The following is a 20162-nucleotide window of genomic DNA, read 5'->3' on the forward strand; positions in this document are numbered from 1 at the left end:
AAAAAATGGTGTAATGCTTGATGATTATCTAGCCCTATAACTTTCGCTATTGATGGTAGTGTTTTGCGTTTTATGTCTGATATCATACCGACATGTAAGTACTTAAAAGCTTCAAAGCTCCTAACTTCTGGAAATATGTTTTGATAAATTTGACAGTATTCATCTATAAATTTGACTGTGGGTACTGGTTGACGAGGCTCTACCATAGGACTGGCAATGCTTTTGAGGTGTGTCACTGCTTATACTACCACGAGAGTGACAAAAGAGGGTTAATAGAGAATCGGCTGCATTGGGTTAAAGATGTGACGTTAAATGAGGATAACTGCATCCATCGAGGTGGCAATGCACCTGCGAACTGGGCAATGGTCAGACAATTTTTACTATTTCTAGCTCGGATGCTCGGTACAAATACACTTCCTGAAGCTTTAAGATTTATGGCCAATCAACTTGAATATGTTAGCGAATTACTTTTCGGTTTATCTCATCAAGACCAACCAATTAAATCTGGCGCGTGCTCGTCAGCAAATAGCCTTTCCCCACTGGTTTACTCTTTTGACAATTAATCCACCCTGCTACTTATTGAGCCGATACCGCTAAAATATGCTCAACTAGAAATTTTCGCCACACTACTTACCCCGCTATTCTTTCGCCCTTTCCCCACAACTTCCTCATCCGCTGCTGCAATTCCATCTAAAGCTCGATCGCCCGCCGCCTCTGACAACAAGTGAATTTGAATTTGATCCAACCGCGGCCCGCACACAGAAACAACCGTAAGTTCCACATTTTCTCCGCGCCAAACTTCCCCCACTGCCGGCATTCTTTGCAACTGATAACTCAGAAAACCTCCAATTGTCTGATATTCGTCAGTTACTGGCAGATCCACATTCAATATTTGATTCACATCATCTAAATTTAACTGCGCTTGCACTAAATAAGTGCGATCGTCCAATACTTGCAAAGCAATTTCTTTGCTGTCGGGCGACTCGTAGCTGCGGCCGATAATTTCGGCTATCAAATCCCGCAGTGTAACTAACCCGGAAATGCCGCCAAATTCATCGACTACGATCGCAATTTCTTCCGACGAACTCTGCATCAAAGGCAGCAGTTCCCCCAGCAGCATCATCTCCGGTACAAACCTCACCGAACGCATCCAAGGTAAAATTGGCGTATCGGGAGATAGCAAACCTTCAGCTAGGGGTTTTGCCAGTTGTTTGAAACCAATAATGCCGATAATGTCGTCTAAAGAATCTCCCGTCATGGGATAGCGGGAATGGTGAGAAATCGCCATTTCGTCGAGCAAAGTTTGAAAGGTTGCCGTCTTGGGAAGTGCGACAATGCTAGGCCTGGGCACCATTACTTCTTCTACCCAAACTTCGCCAAATTCAAACACGTTGTTGAGCAATTCTCGCTTTTCTGCTTCCAAGCCGCTGGATTCGCTGGAGGTAGCTATAATTAATTGCAATTCTTCGGGAGTAACCGGCCGGTGCCTTAGATCGTATTCGATGCCCGCAAACCGCAAGAGCGATCGAGTAGATTGATTGAGAAACGACACAAAGGGCTTGAACACACGGGCAATCAATAAACTCGGAGGCCCTAAACTTCTGGCTAGCTGTTCGGAATGCAGCAACGCTACAGATTTGGGAAAAAGTTCGCCCAGTACGATTTGCACGTAAGCTAGCAACAAAAAAGTTACTATTGATATGCTAAAAGAATGGGCGATCGCCGACTTGATGTAAATTGGCAGCGGCAAATAGCCGATCGACATTCGGACTAGCACGGCGATCGTACTTTCCCCAATCCAGCCGAGAGCTAAACTAGAAAGAGTTATTCCCAACTGCATTGTCGAGAGCAATCGCTCAATACTTTGCTGCAAAGATTGCACAGTTAAAGCTGCCACATCGCCAGCTTCCACTAACTGATTGATGCGCGATCGGCGTACCGTCACCATCGAAAACTCAGCCGCCACAAAAAAAGCATTGATCGCAATCAGCAACAGCACTGACAGCAACCGCGACAGCACCTCTGTCCAACTCATCGCGGGTAAATCAGATATGTCCTGCACTCTCGCCCCTAAAAGTGACACAATGCTCCCTAAAAAAACTTTCTCGATCAAACGTGAGAATCCCTTTGGAGGTTTTGCTCCTTTTGTTTTACTTCGCCACTGGAATGCCAGATATTTGCAACTGAAGTTTTTGACCTGGATAATCTGTCAGCGTCAGCGAAACTTCCTTAGCATTTTCCAGCAAAGCTGTGGGAATACTCACCGTACCGTAAAACACCTGCCCGTTGGGGGGCAGTTCCGACGGCAAATCCTCGGCAGTCGCGCTCAGGGCCCTGCCACGATCGTCAGTGACGTTCAAGAAACTGTAGAGAAACCTCACAGCTTGCGAGCCTTCATTTTTCATGCTCACGTCTAGCAGCATGGAATTGTTGCGCTGACTGGCCGCGCTCACTTCCAGGGTTATTCCTCCGTCGCGACTGTTCAGGGGAAACTTGGCGCTAGCATTTTGTGCAGCCGGTTTTTTTGCCGCGGCTGGTTTAGAGCTTGCCTTCTCTGTTTTAGTATTTGCCCCGGCCGTTTTTTCGGGATCGCGACCTTCTACCCGTGCTTTGACGGTTGTGAGAATGTCTTTTTCTTTCAAAATGCTCACTTGGTCTTTACTAGCCGTCTTTCCAGGCTTGCCGTTGCCAGCATTGTTGCTGGGACGAACATCGGGTTGAGTCGTTCCTTGCAAGGCTTCGCGACCTATAGTAAATCCCCAAACAGAACTCGTCACGCCTGCTCCAAACATGAGAGCGAGCAGAATTAGAGTCAGAACTACCGTCGAATTCACTGCCATTGCCTATAAGTTTATGCCGAGTCCTAGAAACTGCTTGGCCCGGTCGATCGGCTTGCCTAACATTGGCTAACAGGCGATCGGGACTCAGCAGATCTAAAGATTTTGATTTTTGTTCTCTAGTTCTAGCACGGACTGAGAAATTATGTTATAATTCATTTTCAGTTAGGTCGAACAAATCGACTTAACGGCAGTTGGCCGAGCGGTTTAGGCAGCGAACTCATAATTCGCCCCAGGCAGGTTCAACTCCTGCACTGCCGATTTTTCATAATTTAGGACGCTCAGCGCGCGAAAAACCCCGTTTCTTCCCAGAGGCTTGCTTACCCAAAAGCCCCTATTCTGGTAGAAACCGGGTTTTTTACGTTGTCAGCGGGCGGAAACGAAGTATTTTGCTCGGTGATGGACGCAAAAAGTGGCTTGACGCGCTAGTTACAGCGCACCCTAAGTAGTTTATTTAGCTGGACTTTGTTTAACAGTCATTTGTGCCCAATCTAAAATCTAAAATCTAAAATCTAAAATCCTATTATCCCTTAATTAACTCCACTCCGTCGCGCCCGTCGAGATCTTGAACGTAAACCTTAACTTGTTCTTCCTTTGCAGTCGGCAACTTTTTACCCGTAAAATCTGGCTGAATCGGTACTTCTCGGTGGCCACGATCGACTAATACCGCTAACCAAATTTTCTCCGGCCGCCCGTAATCGTTTACCGCATTCAAAGCTGCTCGACTCGTTCTGCCTTTATATATAACGTCATCTACCAACACCACGGTTTTGCCCGTCAAATCGAAAGGAATTTCTGTCTTAGCCGGTGTCCGCATCGCAACTCGATCCAAGTCATCTCGGTAAAAGGTAATATCCAAAGCGCCCACGGGTACTTTGACTTGTTCGAGCACTTCAATTTGATCTGCCAAAATTTGAGCTAAAGGCACTCCTCTACTATGAATGCCCAACAGCACTAACTCCGAGGGGTTCCCTGATTTTTCGATAATCTGGGAAGCGACGCGCGTGAGAGTGCGCCTCACTTCATCAGGGGATAAAATTTCGATAATTTTAGTCATGGGTTGCTGCGAGCTAATTGTTGGCTGTTGGCATATCGAACAATTGGAGATTTTAGATTTGAGGTTTTAGATTGACTTGACAGAGGAATCTAGGGGTTTGAACAAAGGTCAATCGATTTTAGATTTTAGATTTTAGATTTTAGATTTTAGATTTTAGCATTGACCCCACGGATAAATTCGGGGGCTTGTTGATCGGATACAGGTTTTTTATTTCTGGACGGATGAATCCGGGGGCTTGTATCCTGGATGCTTTGGGTCAAAACTTTTTTTGCTTCTGTCGGTGGCTTATATCTGTCTTCTGCTGGGCTTACCCAGAACGGATGAAAAGCAGATGCTGCGATTGCAATGCTTGGAGCGCGAACAATGACAGAAATACGTTATTTATGTCTCCTGGACTGTTCGGATGAGGTCATCAGTTAGCGGCTCAAACATAATAAGGTATAAAAAAGCAATGATAGTCCCAACCAAATCAGAAAGCAATACCGAGTTAATTGCAATGCTTGGCAAATTAGCGGCGCTGTGATAGGGTGATCCGGCTCGCCTAACAGCGGTTTGTGTTTGAGAACTCCGCGATAGGAATTAGTACCTCCTAGTTGTACTCCCAAGATGGCGGCGTAAACGCACTCGCTCCAACCGGAATTGGGGCTGGCATCTTTAACAGCATCTCTCTGACAAATTTGCCAAATGTAAATCGGTTTGCCCGATATAACGGCTAAAGTAATCACTGTTAGCCGGCAAGGAATCCACGTCAGCACGTCTTCTAGTTTGGCGCTAAACCATCCTAAATCTGTGTATGGGGCTTCTTTGTAGCCGATCGTAGAATCTAATGTGCTGGCTGCTTTGTAAGCGATCGCCAAGGGGACTATAGCAGTCGCCCACATCGAGTTAGGATCGATCGGCGAACCGGTAACACTTAATAATAGATGCGGCAGAGCGAACCCAAGTAAGGCATAAAATAGCGGTGCTGTCACGCCATCGACTGCATTCTCTGTTACAGTTTCTAACAATGCTCGCAGAATTTCTGGCTCGGATAAGTTTTCGGTATCCCGGCCGACGTAAAGGCTCAACCTTTCTCGCGCCTTGACTAAATCTCCAACATTTAAAGGTGCTAGCACATCCTCTGCTGCCGCCCTCAAACTGCGACCGGCAAAACAGCTTGCCAGCAAAATGGTCTGTATGGCAATACCTAAAACAGGATGCACCCAACTAGCAGCTTGGACGATCGACCAACTGACAGTATAACTGCCTACAATCAGCCCGATCGCTAGTATTGTACCAGCACATCGTAGCAGCAGTTTGTGCCGATCGCCAGCGGGACGATCCTCTGCTTCAGGCATTTTGCCTGCGGGATTATTCCATATATTAAAGACAAGTCGAGTATAGCGGTCAATCGCCCAACCCATCGCCTGCACGGGATGTGGCCAACCCCAAGGATCGCCGATCGAATAATCCAACACCGCAGCTAAAATCAAAACAGGAAATTCATCCGGCATCATTATATATTGTGTCAAACTTGATAGTCCGTCAATCGATTTTAGATTTTAGATTTTAGATTTTAGATTAAGGAATTGAAGAAAGCGACCCCACCGATCAATCCGGGGACTTGCGATGGGGAGCGAGGAGGTTTTTTCTCGCTCCACGGATGCCTCCGGGGACTCGAAGCATCTTCCTTGATTGTCAGAGCAGGAGCAATCGCCCCAGAGAGCAGATTTTAACTCCTGCTACCCTTGCAGACTTTGATTTTTTGAGGGGCGATTTTATTGTAGAAGGAAGAAGGAAGAAGCAATAAAGGCAAGGGTTTGAGCAATTCAAAACCTCATCATCATCAGGCGTGGTTGCTCTAACTGCTGAGATTAGTTTAGTCGCCGAGCAAGTGTACGTTCTCCTCCCAATTAACACCGTCAAAGGGTAGGATCTGAAAGTGTTCGATGGCATCTGAGTCAAGACAACGGACGTTGACATCGAAATGATCGGGATGCGATCGGGGGCGATAGAACGAGTGAATGCCGCAAATTCCGCAGAAAGTATGTTGAGCAGTTCCTGTATTAAATGTATAGGTGGTCAAAACATCTTGGCCACTGAGCAAGGTAAAACGTTCCGGCGGCACAATGAGGTGCAAAAATCCCTTCTTTTTGCAGATAGAGCAGTTGCAATCTGATGCTTCGTGTTTGTCAACGGCGACACGGAAGCGGACAGCTCCGCAGTGACAGCCACCAAAGTAAGTAACAAGTGTTGCGTCCATGTGTGCTTGCTGGCGATCGAATGAATGAACTTACCATTTAAATGATAAAGCTAGTTTCTTCGCCAAGAGCCGCTTGCCAACTGCGGACATCATAGTATAAGTCTTCGAGGGAAATACTGTACAGCGCTTCGGCAAGTTTTTTGTGCAATCGGTTCCACAAACTGAATGTTACCCAGTCCTCTGCTTGCGTCGCGTCGGGAAAATGTCGAGGTAAAGGTTCAATAGTTTCACCTACAGCCTCTAAGATTTGTCCTAAAGAGATTTGAGCGGGCTGGCGGGCCAATTGATATCCTCCTTGGGAACCCCGAACAGATTGGACTAAACCGGCTCGTCGCATTTCAATCAGCAATTTTTCTAGATACGGAGCAGGTAACTCCTGTCGCTTCGCTATCGATTTCACCGATGTCGGGCCATAGCGAGGTTGCAAACTTAGATCCAGTAATGCTTTGACACTGTAGTGTCCGCGTGTGGTTAACTTCATGGGATTTTAAGAGCGGGGCAAATATTCAGCTAGCTGATAGCTGATAGCTTATGCTACCGAGTTTAGAGATTGCTCGCATCGGTTGCAGCTACTCCTCAAGAAATACTGCAGGTTGTTAAAAATATTTAGATAATAGTGGTTAACAATTGAGCCGATCGGTGTAATATAGTTTTACGACCAGCTATAAAGCTAAAGTTTCTTGGTCAAACCAAAAACCAACCGAGAAAAAATCCGTACACCAGTTGAATATTTCAGGACTCAGTAAATGGCTAAAAAGAAAAATATCGAACCCCTTGAAGGCGAAGATCTGATCAAAAAGGTCAAAGACCTAGAGAACCTTACCAAGGAAGAAAAAGCTAGAGCCTGTGGCTACTACACCGTTACCAAGAACGGCGTAGAACGGGTCAACATGATGAAATTCCTCAATGCGCTGATTGATGCAGAAGGCATTCAGCTAGACGGGAAGCAAAACGGCAATGGACGTGGCGGACGCTCTGCCAGCTATCGGATTAGCGTTCAATCTAACGGCAACTTACTGATTGGAGCTGCCTACACCAAACAGATGGAACTCCAGCCAGGAGATGAATTTGAAATCTCTCTGGGACGCAAGCACATTCACCTGCGCCAAATTGATCGAGAAGAAGAAGTAGCCTAGGCCTTTACGACTTGCTTTGACTTCTTGCTTGAACAGGTTGGTTTGACTTCAAGCATTGACTGCAAGCAGACAATTGGCTCTGAAATCTTTTTGTGAGCCTCAAATAGTATGGCTTCTATAGATGGCAATGGCTCGACAACAGCCACTGCCACTACTTTATATTTTCCGAGAATACCTATTCTCGCCCCTCGCTCTATCCGTTTGGACAAGCGGGGGATTTTCCGCGTAGCTGTTAAAGAGAAGTTCGGCAACGGATTGTGCTACCGGATGTAACGGATGTAACGCATGGATGTTCACCAAGGGATTGTATAGCGGATTTAACGGATGAATGTTGAGTTTCGATGGTCGAGGTTCCACGCAAGAATCAGGTTTGGTTGAGCTAGGAAACTCACGAAAGCAAGAAAATGGCGGAGGTATTCTCAGCTAACAGTGCGTCATACTCGTTGAAAAAAAGAGTGCAACTGTAGCGAAGCTCGAAAGCAAGAGCTTCATCATTCATTCGGAATTATTTAATCTAAAATCTAAAATCTAAAATCTAAAATTGTATAAGTCTCGTGCTTGCTCGTGATTTGTGTCTGTATGCGAGGGGTTTTGAGGGCAAGGAAACACCTCGATCGCCCCGTCAGAGTGAAATTACAGGCTGGAACAGTTAAAGTGTTAGGGAGCAATTAGCCATCAGCCTATGCCGTTGCCCCGATTCGCGAGTAAAACTTCTCAACACCAAACAAAAATCTCCCTGCGTCACCTTCTAGTGGCATCTTTTGTGCTGCAAATTGTCGCCGTAGTCGGGATTGTCGGGTATCTGTCCTTTCGCAACGGAGACAAAGCAGTCGAAGAACTCGCGGATAAATTGATCGCGGAGACGGGAAAGAGAGTTGAAGAAAAGCTGATTTCTTTTCTCGAACCTACCCAGTGGGTAAATCAACTTAACGCTGAAGCGATCGAGCGCGGTGAATTAAACTTACAGTTAGAAAAGCCGCAGCCTCGGGGAGAGAAGTTCCTCTGGCAGCAAATGCGCTCGTTTAAAAGCATTCAGTGGATTTCCCTCGGTGCGGAAAAATCAGGAGAATATCTCGGAATTTGGCGCAACCCCACGGATAACAGCTTGCAAATTGTCGCGGCAAACAAGTCTACCAAGTTTCAGAGCATTTACTACGCTACAGACAGCCTAGGCACTCGCACCGCTAAATTAAAGGCAGAACCCAGAACCTACGATGCCCGTCTCCGTCCCTGGTACAAAGAAGCTGTCGCAGCTAATAAACCGATTTGGACGAGCATTTATCCGGGTTTTAATCCTGGGACTGTTTTTATTGCTGGCAGCCAACCGATTCGCGATCGAAATGGTAAATTGCTGGGAGTTTGTGGCGTAGACTTTTCGCTTTCGGAGCTTGAGCAATATCTGCATCGCATTAAGCTTAGCAAAACGGGACAAATTTTCGCGATCGAACGATCTGGCTTGCTGGTTGCCAGTTCGAGTCAAGAATCACCCTTTAGGAAGATGTCTGGAAAGCAGCAACTGCAGCGGGTGAATGTTTTAGACAGCCAAACTCCTGTCATTCGCACCGCAGCTAAATATTTGTACGAACACTTCGGGGGGTTTGGCGACATTAAGCAGCGGCAGCAACTGAAATTTAGCCGAGATGGGAAGGAATATTTTGTGGAAGTGCTGCCTTTTTCTGATGTTTACGGTTTGAACTGGCTGATTGCGATCGCAGTTCCCGAATCCGATTTTATGGGGCAAATTAACAAAAATACGCGCGCTACAATTTTACTTTGTTTGGCGGCGCTGCTGCTATCGACAATTGCCGGAGTGCTGACGGCGAGGTGGGTAACGCTGCCGCTGCTGCGGCTCAACGAAGCAGCTAAAGATATTGCCGCCAGAGAGTTTGATCGCCCTGTTACTGTCAGTAGGCTTGAGGAAGTCGGCGAATTAGCCCAGTCTTTTAACGAGATGGCAGCTCAACTGAAACAGTCTTTTCAAGCTTTGGCAGAAAGTGAAGAAAAATTTGCCCAACTGGTAGAAAATTTGCCTGTTGGAGTCTCGGCGATGAATCCGCGCGGCGCAGTTATTTTCATGAATTCGGCGGGTGAGCAGATATTGGGTAGAGGAGAAATGCCCGATGCTACCGCACAAGAGCTACCACAAGCTTATCAAATTTATATAACAGGCACTAATCAACTGTACCCTGCCGAGCAAATGCCGTTTGTGCGGGCGTTGAGTGGCTTCGAGGTGATTGCGGAAGATATGGATATTCGCCGAGACGGGAAAAATATTCGTTTGGAAGTGCGAGCGCTGCCGGTGTTTGACGGTGCGGGGAATATCCTTTATGTTCTTACTGTGTTTAAAGATATCACGGCTCGCAAACAGGCAGAGCAAATATTGGCTGACTACAACCGTACTCTGGAAATTGAAGTAGTCGATCGCACGATCGAGCTAGCCTCGATCAATGCCCGCTTGCAGCTCGAAATTGAGGAGCGCAAGCAAGCTGAAAAAATTATCCGTCAAGAGCGCGACTTTAACTTAAAGATTATCGAAAATTCCCCGATTTTTTTTGTGGCGATCGACTCTGAGGGTAAAATCCTGCTGGCGAATCACAGTATCCTGGAAGCGGTGGGCTATACTGCCACAGAAGTTGTAGGCAAGGATTACTTAGCGACATTTGTACCCCCAAGCGATCGAGCCGGATTACATTCAATTTTTACGGGCGTAACAGCGCGGGAGCAAACGGTTAACGAACATCGCATTCTCACTTCTGACGATCGAACTTTGTTAGTCGAGTGGTACGGCACACCGGTGCTCGACGAAGGTGGCAGCCTCGATTTTTTGTTTGGATTTGGGATTGATATTGGCGATCGCAAACAAGCACAATTAGCCTTGCAAAAAAGCGAAGCTCTGTTTCACAAATTAGCGAACACTGTTCCCGGAGAACTTTACATATTCGTGCAGCATCCCGACGGCTCAGTCAAGATGGAATATATCAGTCCTCTATGCCGAGAAATTCAAGAATTAGAGCCGGAGGAAATCCAGAACAACTCTGCTTTACTCTACGAACAAATACACCCGGACGATCGCTCCAGCCACTTCGAGGCATTTGTCAAAAGTGCCACTGATCTAGAACCATTTTCCCACGAGTGGCGGATTGTGACAGCATCGGGAAAACTCAAATGGCTGCAAGGCTATTCTCGACCAGAATTGCGCGAAAATGGAGATATTGTCTGGCACGGCATAATCATTGATACGAGCGATCGCAAACAAGCAGAACAAGAACTTCAGCAAGCTAAAGAAGCCGCAGAAGCTGCCAACAAAACTAAAAGCCTCTTTCTCGCCAACATGAGCCACGAATTGCGAACCCCCCTCAACGCCATTCTCGGCTTCGCTCAATTAATGGAACCAAGCGCTAATTTAACTTTGCCGGAACAAGAAAATATCAAAATTATTCGCCGCAGCGGAGAACACCTGCTTCAACTGATCAATCAAGTTTTAGACTTATCTAAAATAGAAGCTGGGCGCATGACACTCAACGCCAAAGTTTTTGACTTTTACCGCTTGCTGGGGGATGTGCAAAATATGTTTCAGATTCCGGCGGCAAATAAAGGATTGCAATTAATTATTGACTGCTCTTGCGATGTCCCCCAATACGTGCAAACTGATGATATTAAGCTGAGAAAAGTGCTGATCAACATCTTAGACAATGCGGTTAAATTTACCGAAACAGGTTCAGTTTCCGTCACAGTATGGCACAAACAATTAGGAATCAATAAGCCTACCACAAACTACTTAAATATTGGAGAACCTCAAAAAACTATTTTTATTGGGTTTGAAATAGCCGATACAGGAGTTGGTATTTTCCCGAAAAAATTAGAAAACCTATTTGAATTATTGGTGCAAACTTCATCAGAAAAGCAAGTTCAAACAGGTACGGGTTTAGGATTAAACATCAGCCGCGAGTTCATAAGATTAATGGGCGGCGACATTACCGTCGAGAGCGAAGTGGGACAAGGGACGGTCTTCAAGTTTGATATTCAAGTTGTTACCGCAGTGGGTGCTGGTGAAGTCATCAATAAATATGTTGAAGTCAATGATTTATCGCAGAGTTCAAGTATGCTACAAGAAAAAATATCTGATAGTGCTGCAATATTTACGCTGGACTCCAAGCCAAAAGTTTCCCCAGAATGGACGAGGAATCTAAAACAGGCAGTTCGTGAGGCTGACTTCGACTTGATTGCCACAACTATTGAGGAAATCGGCAGCGATAATGATGTTTTTGCGGAAGTTCTGAGGAATCATCTATATAATTTTGATTATCAAAAAATACTAGATTTGATTGCTGAAATTGAGCTGTAGATTGCTGAGTTTTCGGGTGCGGCTAAGCTCACCTTATCTATAAAGTAGCTGTTCTGCATTGATGCTCCCAAAACAGTTATTTTAGCGACTGCCACAATAGTCATGATACGGCATAAAATCCTCGCTCAGATGCTCAATACACTCCGATAATTATCATGCTTGATTTGCTGCTAATAATTGAGTGTTTGAATTGACTTTTTTCAAGCTAGAGTTAACCCCCCCGATCGCCCTTTTGGTAAGGGGAAATCGAGGGGGTTAACTCTTATTTGTCAAGTATCGGAGGATATCAAGCAGGGTTCGCTTCGGCTCGTCTTTGTAACAGGCGGGCAATTTCAGCTTTTTCTACAAGTCCGACGAGGACACCATTTTCGCGAATGACGGGGAGTTCTTGTACTTTGAGTTGTTCCAGAAGGGTGACGACTTCGAGGAGGGATAATTCTGGTTTGACTGTTGTGGAAAATTCGATCGGCTTCAGGAGTTCTTTAACCAAAACTTCGGGCCAGCGTCCGGTAGGAATGGTTTTGAGGTCATCAAGGTCGATCGCACCTACCAATTGTCCGGCATCATCTGTTGCCAGGAATCTGCGCCAGGTTTGAGTGCTACCGATCACGTAGTTGTTGGCAAATTCTCTGAGGGACAAGTCTTGGGAGACGATCGGACTTTCGGGGGTAACAGCATCTGCGGCTGTCAGGCCTGCCAGTTGATTTTGGACTGTGGCATATTGGGCAGATTGACCGGCATTTTGCAGTAAGAACCAACCGATTACTAGATTCCAAATATTGCCAAAGATGCCTGTAGCAATGGCAATCCAACCAATTATTTGACCAACGCGACTAGCAAAAATTACACCTTTGTAAGGGTTGCCAGTAATTTTCCAGACGATTGCTTTGAGGATGTTGCCGCCGTCGAGGGGCAAACCGGGAATTAAGTTAAATAAGGCTAGAACTAAGTTGATGGAAGCTAAAAGTCCGACGATGGCCGCTGCGGGGCCTGTGAGACCAGCACCGATGCCGATCGCTGTTAACAAACCGGATAAAAATAAGCTAACCAACGGGCCTGCAATGGCTACCCAAAATGCTTCGGCTGGGGTTTTAGATTCTCTTTCTAAATTAGCCAGTCCGCCAAACAGAAATAGCGAAATCGATTTCACGCCAATTCCCTGTTTAATGGCTACCCAACTGTGTCCTAATTCGTGGGCTAAGACGGAAGCAAATAACAGTAACGCTGTGAATAATCCCAGCATCCAGGGCGCTACGGGGCCCAATGTGGGAAACAGGGCAGCTAATGCGCCGCCGTACTGCCAGGTTACTAAACCCAGAACTAAAAACCAAGATGCGTTGACAAAGAAGGGAATCCCAAACAGGTTGCCGACGCGAAATGTACCGTTCATAATGGCTACCTCTGATTTTACGAATGAGAGGTTTTTCTCTCTGTCTCCTTATCGTAACGAAACGTAACGGCGATGTTAATGCTTCAATTAGGGTGTTATCCGTCTGTGGAGGTTCGGTTTGCTGAATAATTACCGCCGACTGCGGTTTTGCCCGCTAGGGGTTAAATATTCTTATCTCAAAACGGAAGTTTTTGCTATGAGGCTTGAGGAGGATATCTTTTTTAATTTTCTGTTTTTGTTTTCAGTCGGTTTTAACTCAAATCTTGCACCTCTGTCATGAACAGACAAGATGCCTGTTCCACAAAAATTAAATGTTCTTGTGGCCCTTGCTCCTAGCCCGCCCGTAAAAGCTTTATTGAGAATGGTGCAACCTCTCAGTTTTAACGGAATGCCAGCTTTGAGACGGAGAAGTAATTCATGGCGGACTATTACACCTGTGGCAAGATCGCAGTTTCAAGCAGGTTTAACTATAATGACTTACCCTAAGAATAGTTTTGATCCTGATAATTATGCCAGAATCTTTTTTGCTCGGCCGGCTGCTACTGCAATTCAACAGCGAAGTCGCTGATATCATTACAGACTTATCCGCTGTCGCTTCAACTCCAGACGGCCATTTGTGGCTGGGTTCCGATGAGACGACTTCGATCGAGCGTTTGTCGCTTGTCGCGCCTCATATTTTTGGAGAACATCAAAGATTTGCGATCGCAGATTTTATCGATCTACCTGGAAAATGCGAAATCGATATCGAAGGCATGGATTTCAGCAGCGATTATCTTTGGCTGGTCGGTTCTCACAGCACAAAACGCAAAAAAACTAAAGGCAAAGACGCCGACAAAGATATTGAAAAATTAGCACAAATCGAGACAGAGGTCAACCGCTATTTGCTGGCGCGCATTCCTATGAAAGACGGGATTTTGTGCGAGTCAATTTCCCCTTCAAACAATCCCGAAACCAAACTTAAAGCGGGATGTCTGCAGCGGACAGAAACAGGCAATTTGCTGACAGAGGCGCTCAAAGAGGACAGCCACCTCGGCTTGTATTTATCTGTGCCGATTCCGAGTAAAGAAAATGGCTTTGATATTGAAGGGTTGGCGGTGCGGGGCGATCGCATTTTGCTCGGTTTGCGGGGGCCGGTGCTGCGGGGTTGGGCGATAATTTTAGAAATAGAAGTTGAAGAGGCAGAACCGGGAGTTTTAAGGCTTAAGGAAATTGGGAAAGGAGGGAAATTGTACAACAAACATTTTCTTGATTTAAACGGTTTGGGGGTGCGAGAATTGTGCTGGAATGGGGAAGATTTGATTGTTTTAGCCGGGCCGACGATGACTTTATCTGGGGCGACGAGGGTTTTTCGGTTGAAGGAAATTTTTGGGGGATCGGGCGACAGTATTAGTGGACAAGATGGGGGAGATTTGGAAGTATTGTTTGACTTGCCTTTTAAGGTTGGTACGGACAATGCTGAGGGATTGAGCCTGTTTCCCTATTTGGACGGGCAGAATTCGCTGTTAGTGGTTTACGATTCGCCGGATGCGGGGAGAATAATTGAAAAAAATTCTATTCTTGCTGATGTTTTTAGGTTGGGTTTGTAGTAGTATGCTGCGTCATAACGGGAGATATTTGAGAGAATTAATCAGCCAGGAAATGACGCATCATACGATTAAGAATGTGAGTCAGAGGGAATTTGTTTTAGAATTAATTGGACACGAACTGAGGCACCCTACAAATTGGGTTAATTGTCGATCGCATCCCTTCGCCGCTGGCTGTAGCGTTTCAATTCATCAATTAAGTGAGTATCGTTAGAAGCTGTTCTCGCGCCTGCTTCAGCCGCCCACCGCTTCAAATCTTCAATTTGCGATCGCGCGATCGCAGCTAAAGGTACTGTATCCTCGATCGACCTCAAAATATCCTCCGTCATCAAATCCCGGCGCTGTCCGTTTACAAACGTGCCAAAGGCCCGATACAACCCATCTATTACAACTTGCTCGATTTCTGCACCGCTAAAATTCTCAGCGCGTTTTGCCAAAACCGTCAAATCAAACTCCCGCAATCTAGTTGGCCGCAGTCGCTGCAAATGCACTTTAAAAATATCTTGGCGTTCCGATTCTGAGGGCAAATTCAAAAAGAAAATTTCATCAAATCTGCCTTTTCTCAGCAACTCTGCCGGCAAAATCCTGACGTTATTTGCAGTTGCAACAATAAACACCGGACTGGTTTTTTCCTGCATCCAAGTAATCAAACTGCCGAATACCCGGCGCGAAGTTCCCGAATCGCCGTCGCCACCGCTGATAATGTTACCGAAGGCTTTATCTATTTCATCGATCCACAAAACACAAGGTGCGATCGCCTCTACTAATTGTATCATTTGTCTAACCCGACTTTCGCTTTCCCCGACCACGCCGCCAAACAATCTCCCCGTATCCAATCGTAGCAGCGGCAAACGCCATTCTGAGGCTATTGTTTTCGCAGATAAAGATTTGCCAGTGCCTTGAATTCCTACTAACAAAACTCCTTTGGGATTCGGTATGCCGTAGCGACGCGCTTCGTCAGTAAAAGCATCTTGCCGCATTTTTACCCACTGTTTCAAATTCTCCAAGCCGCCCACACTTTTTAGGGATTCTCTGGAGTTAAAAAACTCCAAAATGCCAGTTTGGCGAATTGCTTGCTGTTTTTCCTCCAAAACTCCGTCAATATCTGACTCGTTAATTTGCTGTTTTGCGGCCAAAGCTTTAGCCAAAACTCGTCCGATTCTAGCGCGGCTCAAACCCTGACAAGCTTTAACCAACTGTTCCCTTGCTAAACCGCTAACTTGCAACTGTTGCGGCTTTTCCACAACGTGGGAAATTAAACTGTCGATTTCTTGGACGTTGGGCAAAGGAAAATCAATTACTGTTACTTCTTCTTTCAATTCCTCCGGTAATTCCAGCGTGTGAGAAGTAAGAACTATAGTTTTTTTGCTGCGCTTTAATTCTCGCGTTAAATTTCGCAATTCTCGCACTACTGCCGCGCTTTTTTCGCTGTATGGATATTTCAAAATTGGGTGCAAATCCCGCAGTACAAATATTGTATATTCTTCAACTGCAGTTTTGCTGACGCGATCGAGCGCCGCCATTACCGAACCTTTCCCAGAACCGTTATCCTCCCAGCCGCGCACAAGATCCCACCGCAATACCCGGCGCGCGGGAGTTACTTGCAGCGCTACTTGGGCAATTACGGCTTCGACCGGTTCCTCCTCCGCGCCGACAATGTACAGCAGCGAATAGCGGGCGCGAATCATCAAATCTAGTCGCTTTACCAGTGCCTCGAAATGGTTATTTTTACCGCCATTGATGGCCTCTAATTCTTTGGATTGGGGGTAATTTTCTGTCATTCTATTTCATATCTTAGATGTATATTCAACTTTATTAAATATTTGGTTTGCAGTCAGGACTTTAGCCATTAAAAAGGACTTAACCGGAGTTAAGGCTTGTAGTAAGGACTTGACTCCTTAACAACTATTTAGCCGGACTAAAGTCTGTACTGCGAACGTTAAAATTATAACAGAATAGTGACCAGTTGGCTACTTAGCAACTTTTCGAGCTTGTTTCACCATTTCAATGAGAGTGTGGTGAGCATCTTCGGCGTCTTTTAAAGTGCGATCGAAATTTACTCTAACGGGCACTGTTTCGTCGTTGACTTTAGCTGTTAAATCCATGCCGTTAGCATCAATAGCGAGCATTTGAGCTTCCGTTGCCTGCGGTTGGTCGCCAAATGCTTGAGCATATAGCACGACAGCGCTAGCGTGGTCTTCGTTCATGTGAGTGCAGATGCGATCGCTAATCTCAGTGGAAAACGTTTCTGACATGGGGAGATTCCTCAGATGCAATATCGATCGATTGTACTGCGATCGGTACAAACTTTTCAACCGCGATGAATTGCATCAAGAGTTATGAGTGAAATAAAAGGAGAAAGAAGGAAGAACCAGAAGACAATAATATCGAGTGATTCAGTAATTCAAAAAGTCCTCATCAAACCGAACTTTCTAGATAATTATTAGAATTAGCTCCACCCTTGCCACGGGCTGACTTCAAGCACCCCAGAGGGTTTTAACACTACCTTAAATTGAGAAGAATGCTGATGTTTACCAGCATTGCGAAAGGAAGAAAGAGAAACTTGTTGAATAAAATCACCCGCTGCTTGGTTCAGCGGCTGACAATCTGTAATTACCCCTTCTTCATTCACGGCAACACGATAAACTAATGAAGTGCTGAAGGTGGGAGTCGAGCGCCAACTTTTGTCAATTTGGTCGTAAACTTTCCGGTTCAAATGTGCAATTTCACCGGAGGAGATAATTTCAGAAGGTGCTGCCTCTACCTCTGGTGCTGGAGAGTGAACCTGAGTCGCAATCGGGACAGATACAGGCCAAAGCTTAATAGTTTCATCTCCGCTACCGCTGGCTAAAACAGTATCTTGAGAGCTAAAAGCAACTGACCAAACCGGCTTAGAATGCTCGGCAAAATTTGTCATCAGTTCGCCTGTTTTTAAGTTCCACAGCTTGATAGTTTTGTCGTAGCTGCCACTCGCTAAAGTTTGTCCATCCGGGCTAAAAGCAACTGACTGCACCGGGTCGGAATGTCCTGTTAATGTGTGCAGAACTTTGCCATTTGTAAACTGCCACAGCTTAACATTTTTATCCGCACTGCCACTCGCTAAAGTTTTCCCGTCAGGACTGAAGGCAACTGAGTTCACCGGCCCGGAATGCCCAGTCAGGGTGTAATTGCCGCCATCATCAAGCCACCAAATCTTGATAGTTCCATTCTCGCTGCCGATTGCCAAAATTTTACTGTTCGGGCTAAAAGCCACAGATTGAATCCAGTCTGTATCTGGAAGTGTGCCCAGTAGTTTGCCATCGGGAAAATTCCACAATTTTACAGTTTTGTCGGTACTGCCAGAAGCGAGTAACCTTCCATCCGGACTGATACTTATTGCCTTGACATCATCCGCATGACCTTTCAATGTATTGATGAGTATGCCGGTTTTGAGATTCCACAATTTAATCCGGTTATCCCAACTCCCGCTAGCCAGAAGATTGCCGTCAGGACTAATGGCGAGGGATTCAATTGCATCGGTATGTGCTTTTATGGTGTAAAGCAATTCGCCGGTTTGCAAGTTCCAGATTTTGATAATGCCACTATAACTCCCGCTGGCTAAAGTTTTGCCGTCTGGACTGAGTGCGATCGCGTAAATCCACCCTGAATTATCTTTAAAACTGCTAGAATATTGAGTGAGCAACCCCGATTTAAATTGCGATACAGTTGTTTCTAATTCCGCAAAATACCTGTATAAGCCGATGCCCGTCGCAGTTACAACTGCTGTTAATGTCAAGGCTAAACTTTTCCATTTAACGGCTTTTGATATCATAAACATGACCTCCAAAACTAAGTTTATGTAAAATAAACTTCCGGATTTCAATTCCCGAAAATTATCGCGGAGGTTGCGGCTGGATTCTCACTTTGATAAATGCTATCCAACACTTTTATTTAGCACTGTTACTTTGTCTGCGGTTGGCTGATGTTTTTGTGGTTTAGATTGGCGCTCAATCCAGGTGCGACAGAGGAATAAAAATATTATGGCGGTTATCGCTGCAATTCCAACAGGCGTTAAATATGTCCAGTGATCGGCCATTTTATCCCAGATATGCCAGGTTACTAAAAACATAGCAAGGTAAGTGAGACTCTGCAATTTTTTCCAATTTTTCTTTAGCCTTTTCACACTCCAATCATTAGACGTGATAGCCAAGAGAGTAAAAATAATGAATGTTGATACTCCCTGAAAGTAAACAAAATAAGTTTTGAGATCGAAGACATCAAAGTTTCTTTGTTTGAAAAAGACGAATCCGTGAGCTACAGCTAAAAAGAAAGAGAGCAGACCAATGAAACGCCGATATTTCAGCAGCCATTGGGGAAAGCCCGTTTTTTTTGTCAGAGGGAAAACAATTCTCAAATTTGTGGGAAGCAGTGTGAGGATATAGGCTGTTAAGGCCGCAAATCCCAGGAAACTCGCCTGAGAGAATGTATCTAAATCCATCGTTGAAAATTGCATAACTTACTCTCATTGCTAAGTAGGTAAACTCCAATTGAAGCTAGTCTAGCTTTTGGAAATTGCAATGTCAATTAAGTTTTAAGCTTAAAACACTTATTCGCAAAAATAGCTGGTTAAAAGTTGAGTTGTTACCTATAAAAAAAGGTCAGAATTAGCTGACCTTGGGTTGAGGAGATTACCTGAACTTTTGGCTAGGTATCGCGCCCAACTACAAACTGATAATACCCCCTTTCCATAAGAAAGGACTCAGGGTAAACGCATCTTAACTGGAACCCAAAATATGCTACAGTTAAATCCGACTAAATTTCAATGTAGTTTGTTGTAGTTTAGGGTGCTATCAATGGCAAGAGGTTTTAGTAAAGCTGTAACTTCCCAACAAAAACAAACAGATTCATTGCCTTCAATGAATATTTTAAATGCCAGTTTTTTAGAACATTTTGCCAATTTGAAAGACCCCAGAATAGAAAGAAGTAAAGAACACTTACTCAAAGATATTATAGCGATTGCGATTCTAGCTATTATCAGCGGTGCCGACGGATGGGTGGCAATAGAAGCCTATGGTAATGCCAAATATGAATGGTTAAAAAGCTTTCTAGAATTACCGAATGGCATACCATCTCATGACACATTTAGTCGGGTATTTGCCCGAATTGAACCACAACAGTTTCAAGAATGCTTTTTGAGTTGGGTAAATGCGATAGTCGGGGAATTAGAACTAAACGTGATTGCCATTGATGGCAAAACAATGAAACAATCTTATGACCGAAATGACCAGCAAAAAGCGCTACATATATTTACAGCATGGTCTTCATCTCATCAATTGGTTTTAGGTCAAAAAAAGTCGATAAAAAATCAAATGAACTGACAGCAGTTCCGCAATTAATAGAAATGTTAGAAATTGCCGGAAGTGTAATAACCATAGATGCTATGGGTTGTCAAAAAGACATAACATCTCTAATTCTCAAGAAAAAAGGAGATTATGTTTTAGCTTTAAACGGGAATAAAAAACTCCTCTATTAAGCTGTGAAAGAGTGGTTTGAGGTAGCTAAAAAAGAAGATTATTTAGGCAGAGACTACAGT

Annotated in this window: 15 protein-coding genes, 1 tRNA gene and 2 pseudogenes; 6 read left to right on the top strand and 12 right to left on the bottom strand. The window is 45.0% G+C overall.

Annotated features, from left to right (window positions below):
• The 3 genes and pseudogenes from Q5691_RS24910 to Q5691_RS24920 all read right to left on the bottom strand — a co-directional run.
• Positions 1–206 (bottom strand): annotated as a pseudogene (locus Q5691_RS24910) (IS701 family transposase); the annotation flags it as partial.
• A 398-nt stretch (positions 207–604) separates the two neighbouring features.
• The gene (locus Q5691_RS24915) at positions 605–2035 is read right to left on the bottom strand and encodes a hemolysin family protein (protein WP_333215714.1); all 1431 of its coding nucleotides are present in this window, start codon (positions 2033–2035) and stop codon (positions 605–607) included.
• Positions 2036–2150: 115 nt separating this feature from the next.
• On the bottom strand, positions 2151–2840 hold the full coding sequence (locus Q5691_RS24920; protein ID WP_333215712.1) for a hypothetical protein: 690 nt from the start codon (positions 2838–2840) through the stop codon (positions 2151–2153).
• Positions 2841–3025: 185 nt separating this feature from the next.
• Here Q5691_RS24920 and Q5691_RS24925 point away from each other — a divergent pair.
• Positions 3026–3098, top strand: a tRNA-Ile gene (locus Q5691_RS24925).
• Between the two features lie 262 nt (positions 3099–3360).
• Here the strand turns inward: Q5691_RS24925 and pyrR are convergent.
• The 4 genes from pyrR to Q5691_RS24945 all read right to left on the bottom strand — a co-directional run bounded on the left by pyrR (position 3361) and on the right by Q5691_RS24945 (position 6617).
• Entirely contained in the window at positions 3361–3894 is a 534-nt protein-coding gene (pyrR, locus tag Q5691_RS24930; RefSeq protein ID WP_333215710.1) for a bifunctional pyr operon transcriptional regulator/uracil phosphoribosyltransferase PyrR, read from the bottom strand.
• Positions 3895–4310: 416 nt separating this feature from the next.
• Positions 4311–5390, bottom strand: a complete 1080-nt coding sequence (gene cbiB / locus Q5691_RS24935; RefSeq protein ID WP_333215713.1) for an adenosylcobinamide-phosphate synthase CbiB — start codon at positions 5388–5390, stop codon at positions 4311–4313.
• A 362-nt stretch (positions 5391–5752) separates the two neighbouring features.
• Positions 5753–6136 carry a GFA family protein gene (locus Q5691_RS24940; protein ID WP_333215708.1) on the bottom strand — a complete coding sequence of 128 codons (384 nt, stop codon included), beginning with the start codon at positions 6134–6136 and terminating at the stop codon, positions 5753–5755.
• A 37-nt stretch (positions 6137–6173) separates the two neighbouring features.
• Positions 6174–6617, bottom strand: a complete 444-nt coding sequence (locus Q5691_RS24945) for an Rrf2 family transcriptional regulator (protein ID WP_333077293.1) — start codon at positions 6615–6617, stop codon at positions 6174–6176.
• A gap of 265 nt (positions 6618–6882) precedes the next feature.
• Here Q5691_RS24945 and Q5691_RS24950 point away from each other — a divergent pair, with 265 nt between their 5' ends.
• The 3 genes from Q5691_RS24950 (at position 6883) to Q5691_RS24960 (ending at position 11617) form a co-directional block, all read left to right on the top strand.
• Positions 6883–7272 (top strand): AbrB family transcriptional regulator, encoded by a 390-nt coding sequence (locus tag Q5691_RS24950; protein WP_333060228.1) that lies wholly within the window; start codon positions 6883–6885, stop codon positions 7270–7272.
• Between the two features lie 108 nt (positions 7273–7380).
• Positions 7381–7545 carry a hypothetical protein gene (locus tag Q5691_RS24955; RefSeq protein WP_333215706.1) on the top strand — a complete coding sequence of 55 codons (165 nt, stop codon included), beginning with the start codon at positions 7381–7383 and terminating at the stop codon, positions 7543–7545.
• 409 nt (positions 7546–7954) lie between these two features.
• Complete coding sequence (locus Q5691_RS24960) at positions 7955–11617, top strand: PAS domain S-box protein (RefSeq protein WP_333347755.1); 3663 nt, start codon at positions 7955–7957, stop codon at positions 11615–11617.
• Between the two features lie 286 nt (positions 11618–11903).
• Here Q5691_RS24960 and Q5691_RS24965 read toward each other — a convergent pair whose 3' ends face one another.
• Complete coding sequence (locus tag Q5691_RS24965) at positions 11904–13007, bottom strand: site-2 protease family protein (RefSeq protein WP_333215703.1); 1104 nt, start codon at positions 13005–13007, stop codon at positions 11904–11906.
• 509 nt (positions 13008–13516) lie between these two features.
• Between Q5691_RS24965 and Q5691_RS24970 the strand changes: the two genes are divergently transcribed.
• Positions 13517–14593 (top strand): DUF3616 domain-containing protein, encoded by a 1077-nt coding sequence (locus Q5691_RS24970; RefSeq protein ID WP_333347758.1) that lies wholly within the window; start codon positions 13517–13519, stop codon positions 14591–14593.
• Between the two features lie 140 nt (positions 14594–14733).
• Here the strand turns inward: Q5691_RS24970 and Q5691_RS24975 are convergent, their stop codons facing one another.
• The 4 genes from Q5691_RS24975 to Q5691_RS24990 form a co-directional block, all read right to left on the bottom strand.
• Entirely contained in the window at positions 14734–16371 is a 1638-nt protein-coding gene (locus Q5691_RS24975; RefSeq protein ID WP_333312132.1) for an AAA family ATPase, read from the bottom strand.
• A gap of 189 nt (positions 16372–16560) precedes the next feature.
• On the bottom strand, positions 16561–16845 hold the full coding sequence (locus tag Q5691_RS24980) for a DUF2470 domain-containing protein (RefSeq protein WP_333215697.1): 285 nt from the start codon (positions 16843–16845) through the stop codon (positions 16561–16563).
• A 194-nt stretch (positions 16846–17039) separates the two neighbouring features.
• The gene (locus Q5691_RS24985) at positions 17040–18401 is read right to left on the bottom strand and encodes a WD40 repeat domain-containing protein (RefSeq protein WP_333215695.1); all 1362 of its coding nucleotides are present in this window, start codon (positions 18399–18401) and stop codon (positions 17040–17042) included.
• A 102-nt stretch (positions 18402–18503) separates the two neighbouring features.
• Entirely contained in the window at positions 18504–19082 is a 579-nt protein-coding gene (locus Q5691_RS24990; protein WP_333215693.1) for a ferric reductase-like transmembrane domain-containing protein, read from the bottom strand.
• 403 nt (positions 19083–19485) lie between these two features.
• Here Q5691_RS24990 and Q5691_RS24995 point away from each other — a divergent pair.
• Positions 19486–20102 (top strand): annotated as a pseudogene (locus Q5691_RS24995) (ISAs1 family transposase).
• Positions 20103–20162: the final 60 nt, after the last annotated feature.

The organism is Microcoleus sp. w1-18aA5 (assembly GCF_036701705.1).
Lineage (GTDB): Bacteria > Cyanobacteriota > Cyanobacteriia > Cyanobacteriales > Microcoleaceae > Microcoleus.

Coding starts and splice junctions, on each gene's coding strand:
- Q5691_RS24915 (WP_333215714.1), bottom strand. CDS start 2,035: ATGAGTTGGACAGAGGTGCTGTCGCGGTTGCTGTCAGTGCTGTTGCTG.
- Q5691_RS24920 (WP_333215712.1), bottom strand. CDS start 2,840: ATGGCAGTGAATTCGACGGTAGTTCTGACTCTAATTCTGCTCGCTCTC.
- pyrR (WP_333215710.1), bottom strand. CDS start 3,894: ATGACTAAAATTATCGAAATTTTATCCCCTGATGAAGTGAGGCGCACT.
- cbiB (WP_333215713.1), bottom strand. CDS start 5,390: ATGATGCCGGATGAATTTCCTGTTTTGATTTTAGCTGCGGTGTTGGAT.
- Q5691_RS24940 (WP_333215708.1), bottom strand. CDS start 6,136: ATGGACGCAACACTTGTTACTTACTTTGGTGGCTGTCACTGCGGAGCT.
- Q5691_RS24945 (WP_333077293.1), bottom strand. CDS start 6,617: ATGAAGTTAACCACACGCGGACACTACAGTGTCAAAGCATTACTGGAT.
- Q5691_RS24950 (WP_333060228.1), top strand. CDS start 6,883: ATGGCTAAAAAGAAAAATATCGAACCCCTTGAAGGCGAAGATCTGATC.
- Q5691_RS24955 (WP_333215706.1), top strand. CDS start 7,381: ATGGCTTCTATAGATGGCAATGGCTCGACAACAGCCACTGCCACTACT.
- Q5691_RS24960 (WP_333347755.1), top strand. CDS start 7,955: ATGCCGTTGCCCCGATTCGCGAGTAAAACTTCTCAACACCAAACAAAA.
- Q5691_RS24965 (WP_333215703.1), bottom strand. CDS start 13,007: ATGAACGGTACATTTCGCGTCGGCAACCTGTTTGGGATTCCCTTCTTT.
- Q5691_RS24970 (WP_333347758.1), top strand. CDS start 13,517: ATGCCAGAATCTTTTTTGCTCGGCCGGCTGCTACTGCAATTCAACAGC.
- Q5691_RS24975 (WP_333312132.1), bottom strand. CDS start 16,371: ATGACAGAAAATTACCCCCAATCCAAAGAATTAGAGGCCATCAATGGC.
- Q5691_RS24980 (WP_333215697.1), bottom strand. CDS start 16,845: ATGTCAGAAACGTTTTCCACTGAGATTAGCGATCGCATCTGCACTCAC.
- Q5691_RS24985 (WP_333215695.1), bottom strand. CDS start 18,401: ATGATATCAAAAGCCGTTAAATGGAAAAGTTTAGCCTTGACATTAACA.
- Q5691_RS24990 (WP_333215693.1), bottom strand. CDS start 19,082: ATGCAATTTTCAACGATGGATTTAGATACATTCTCTCAGGCGAGTTTC.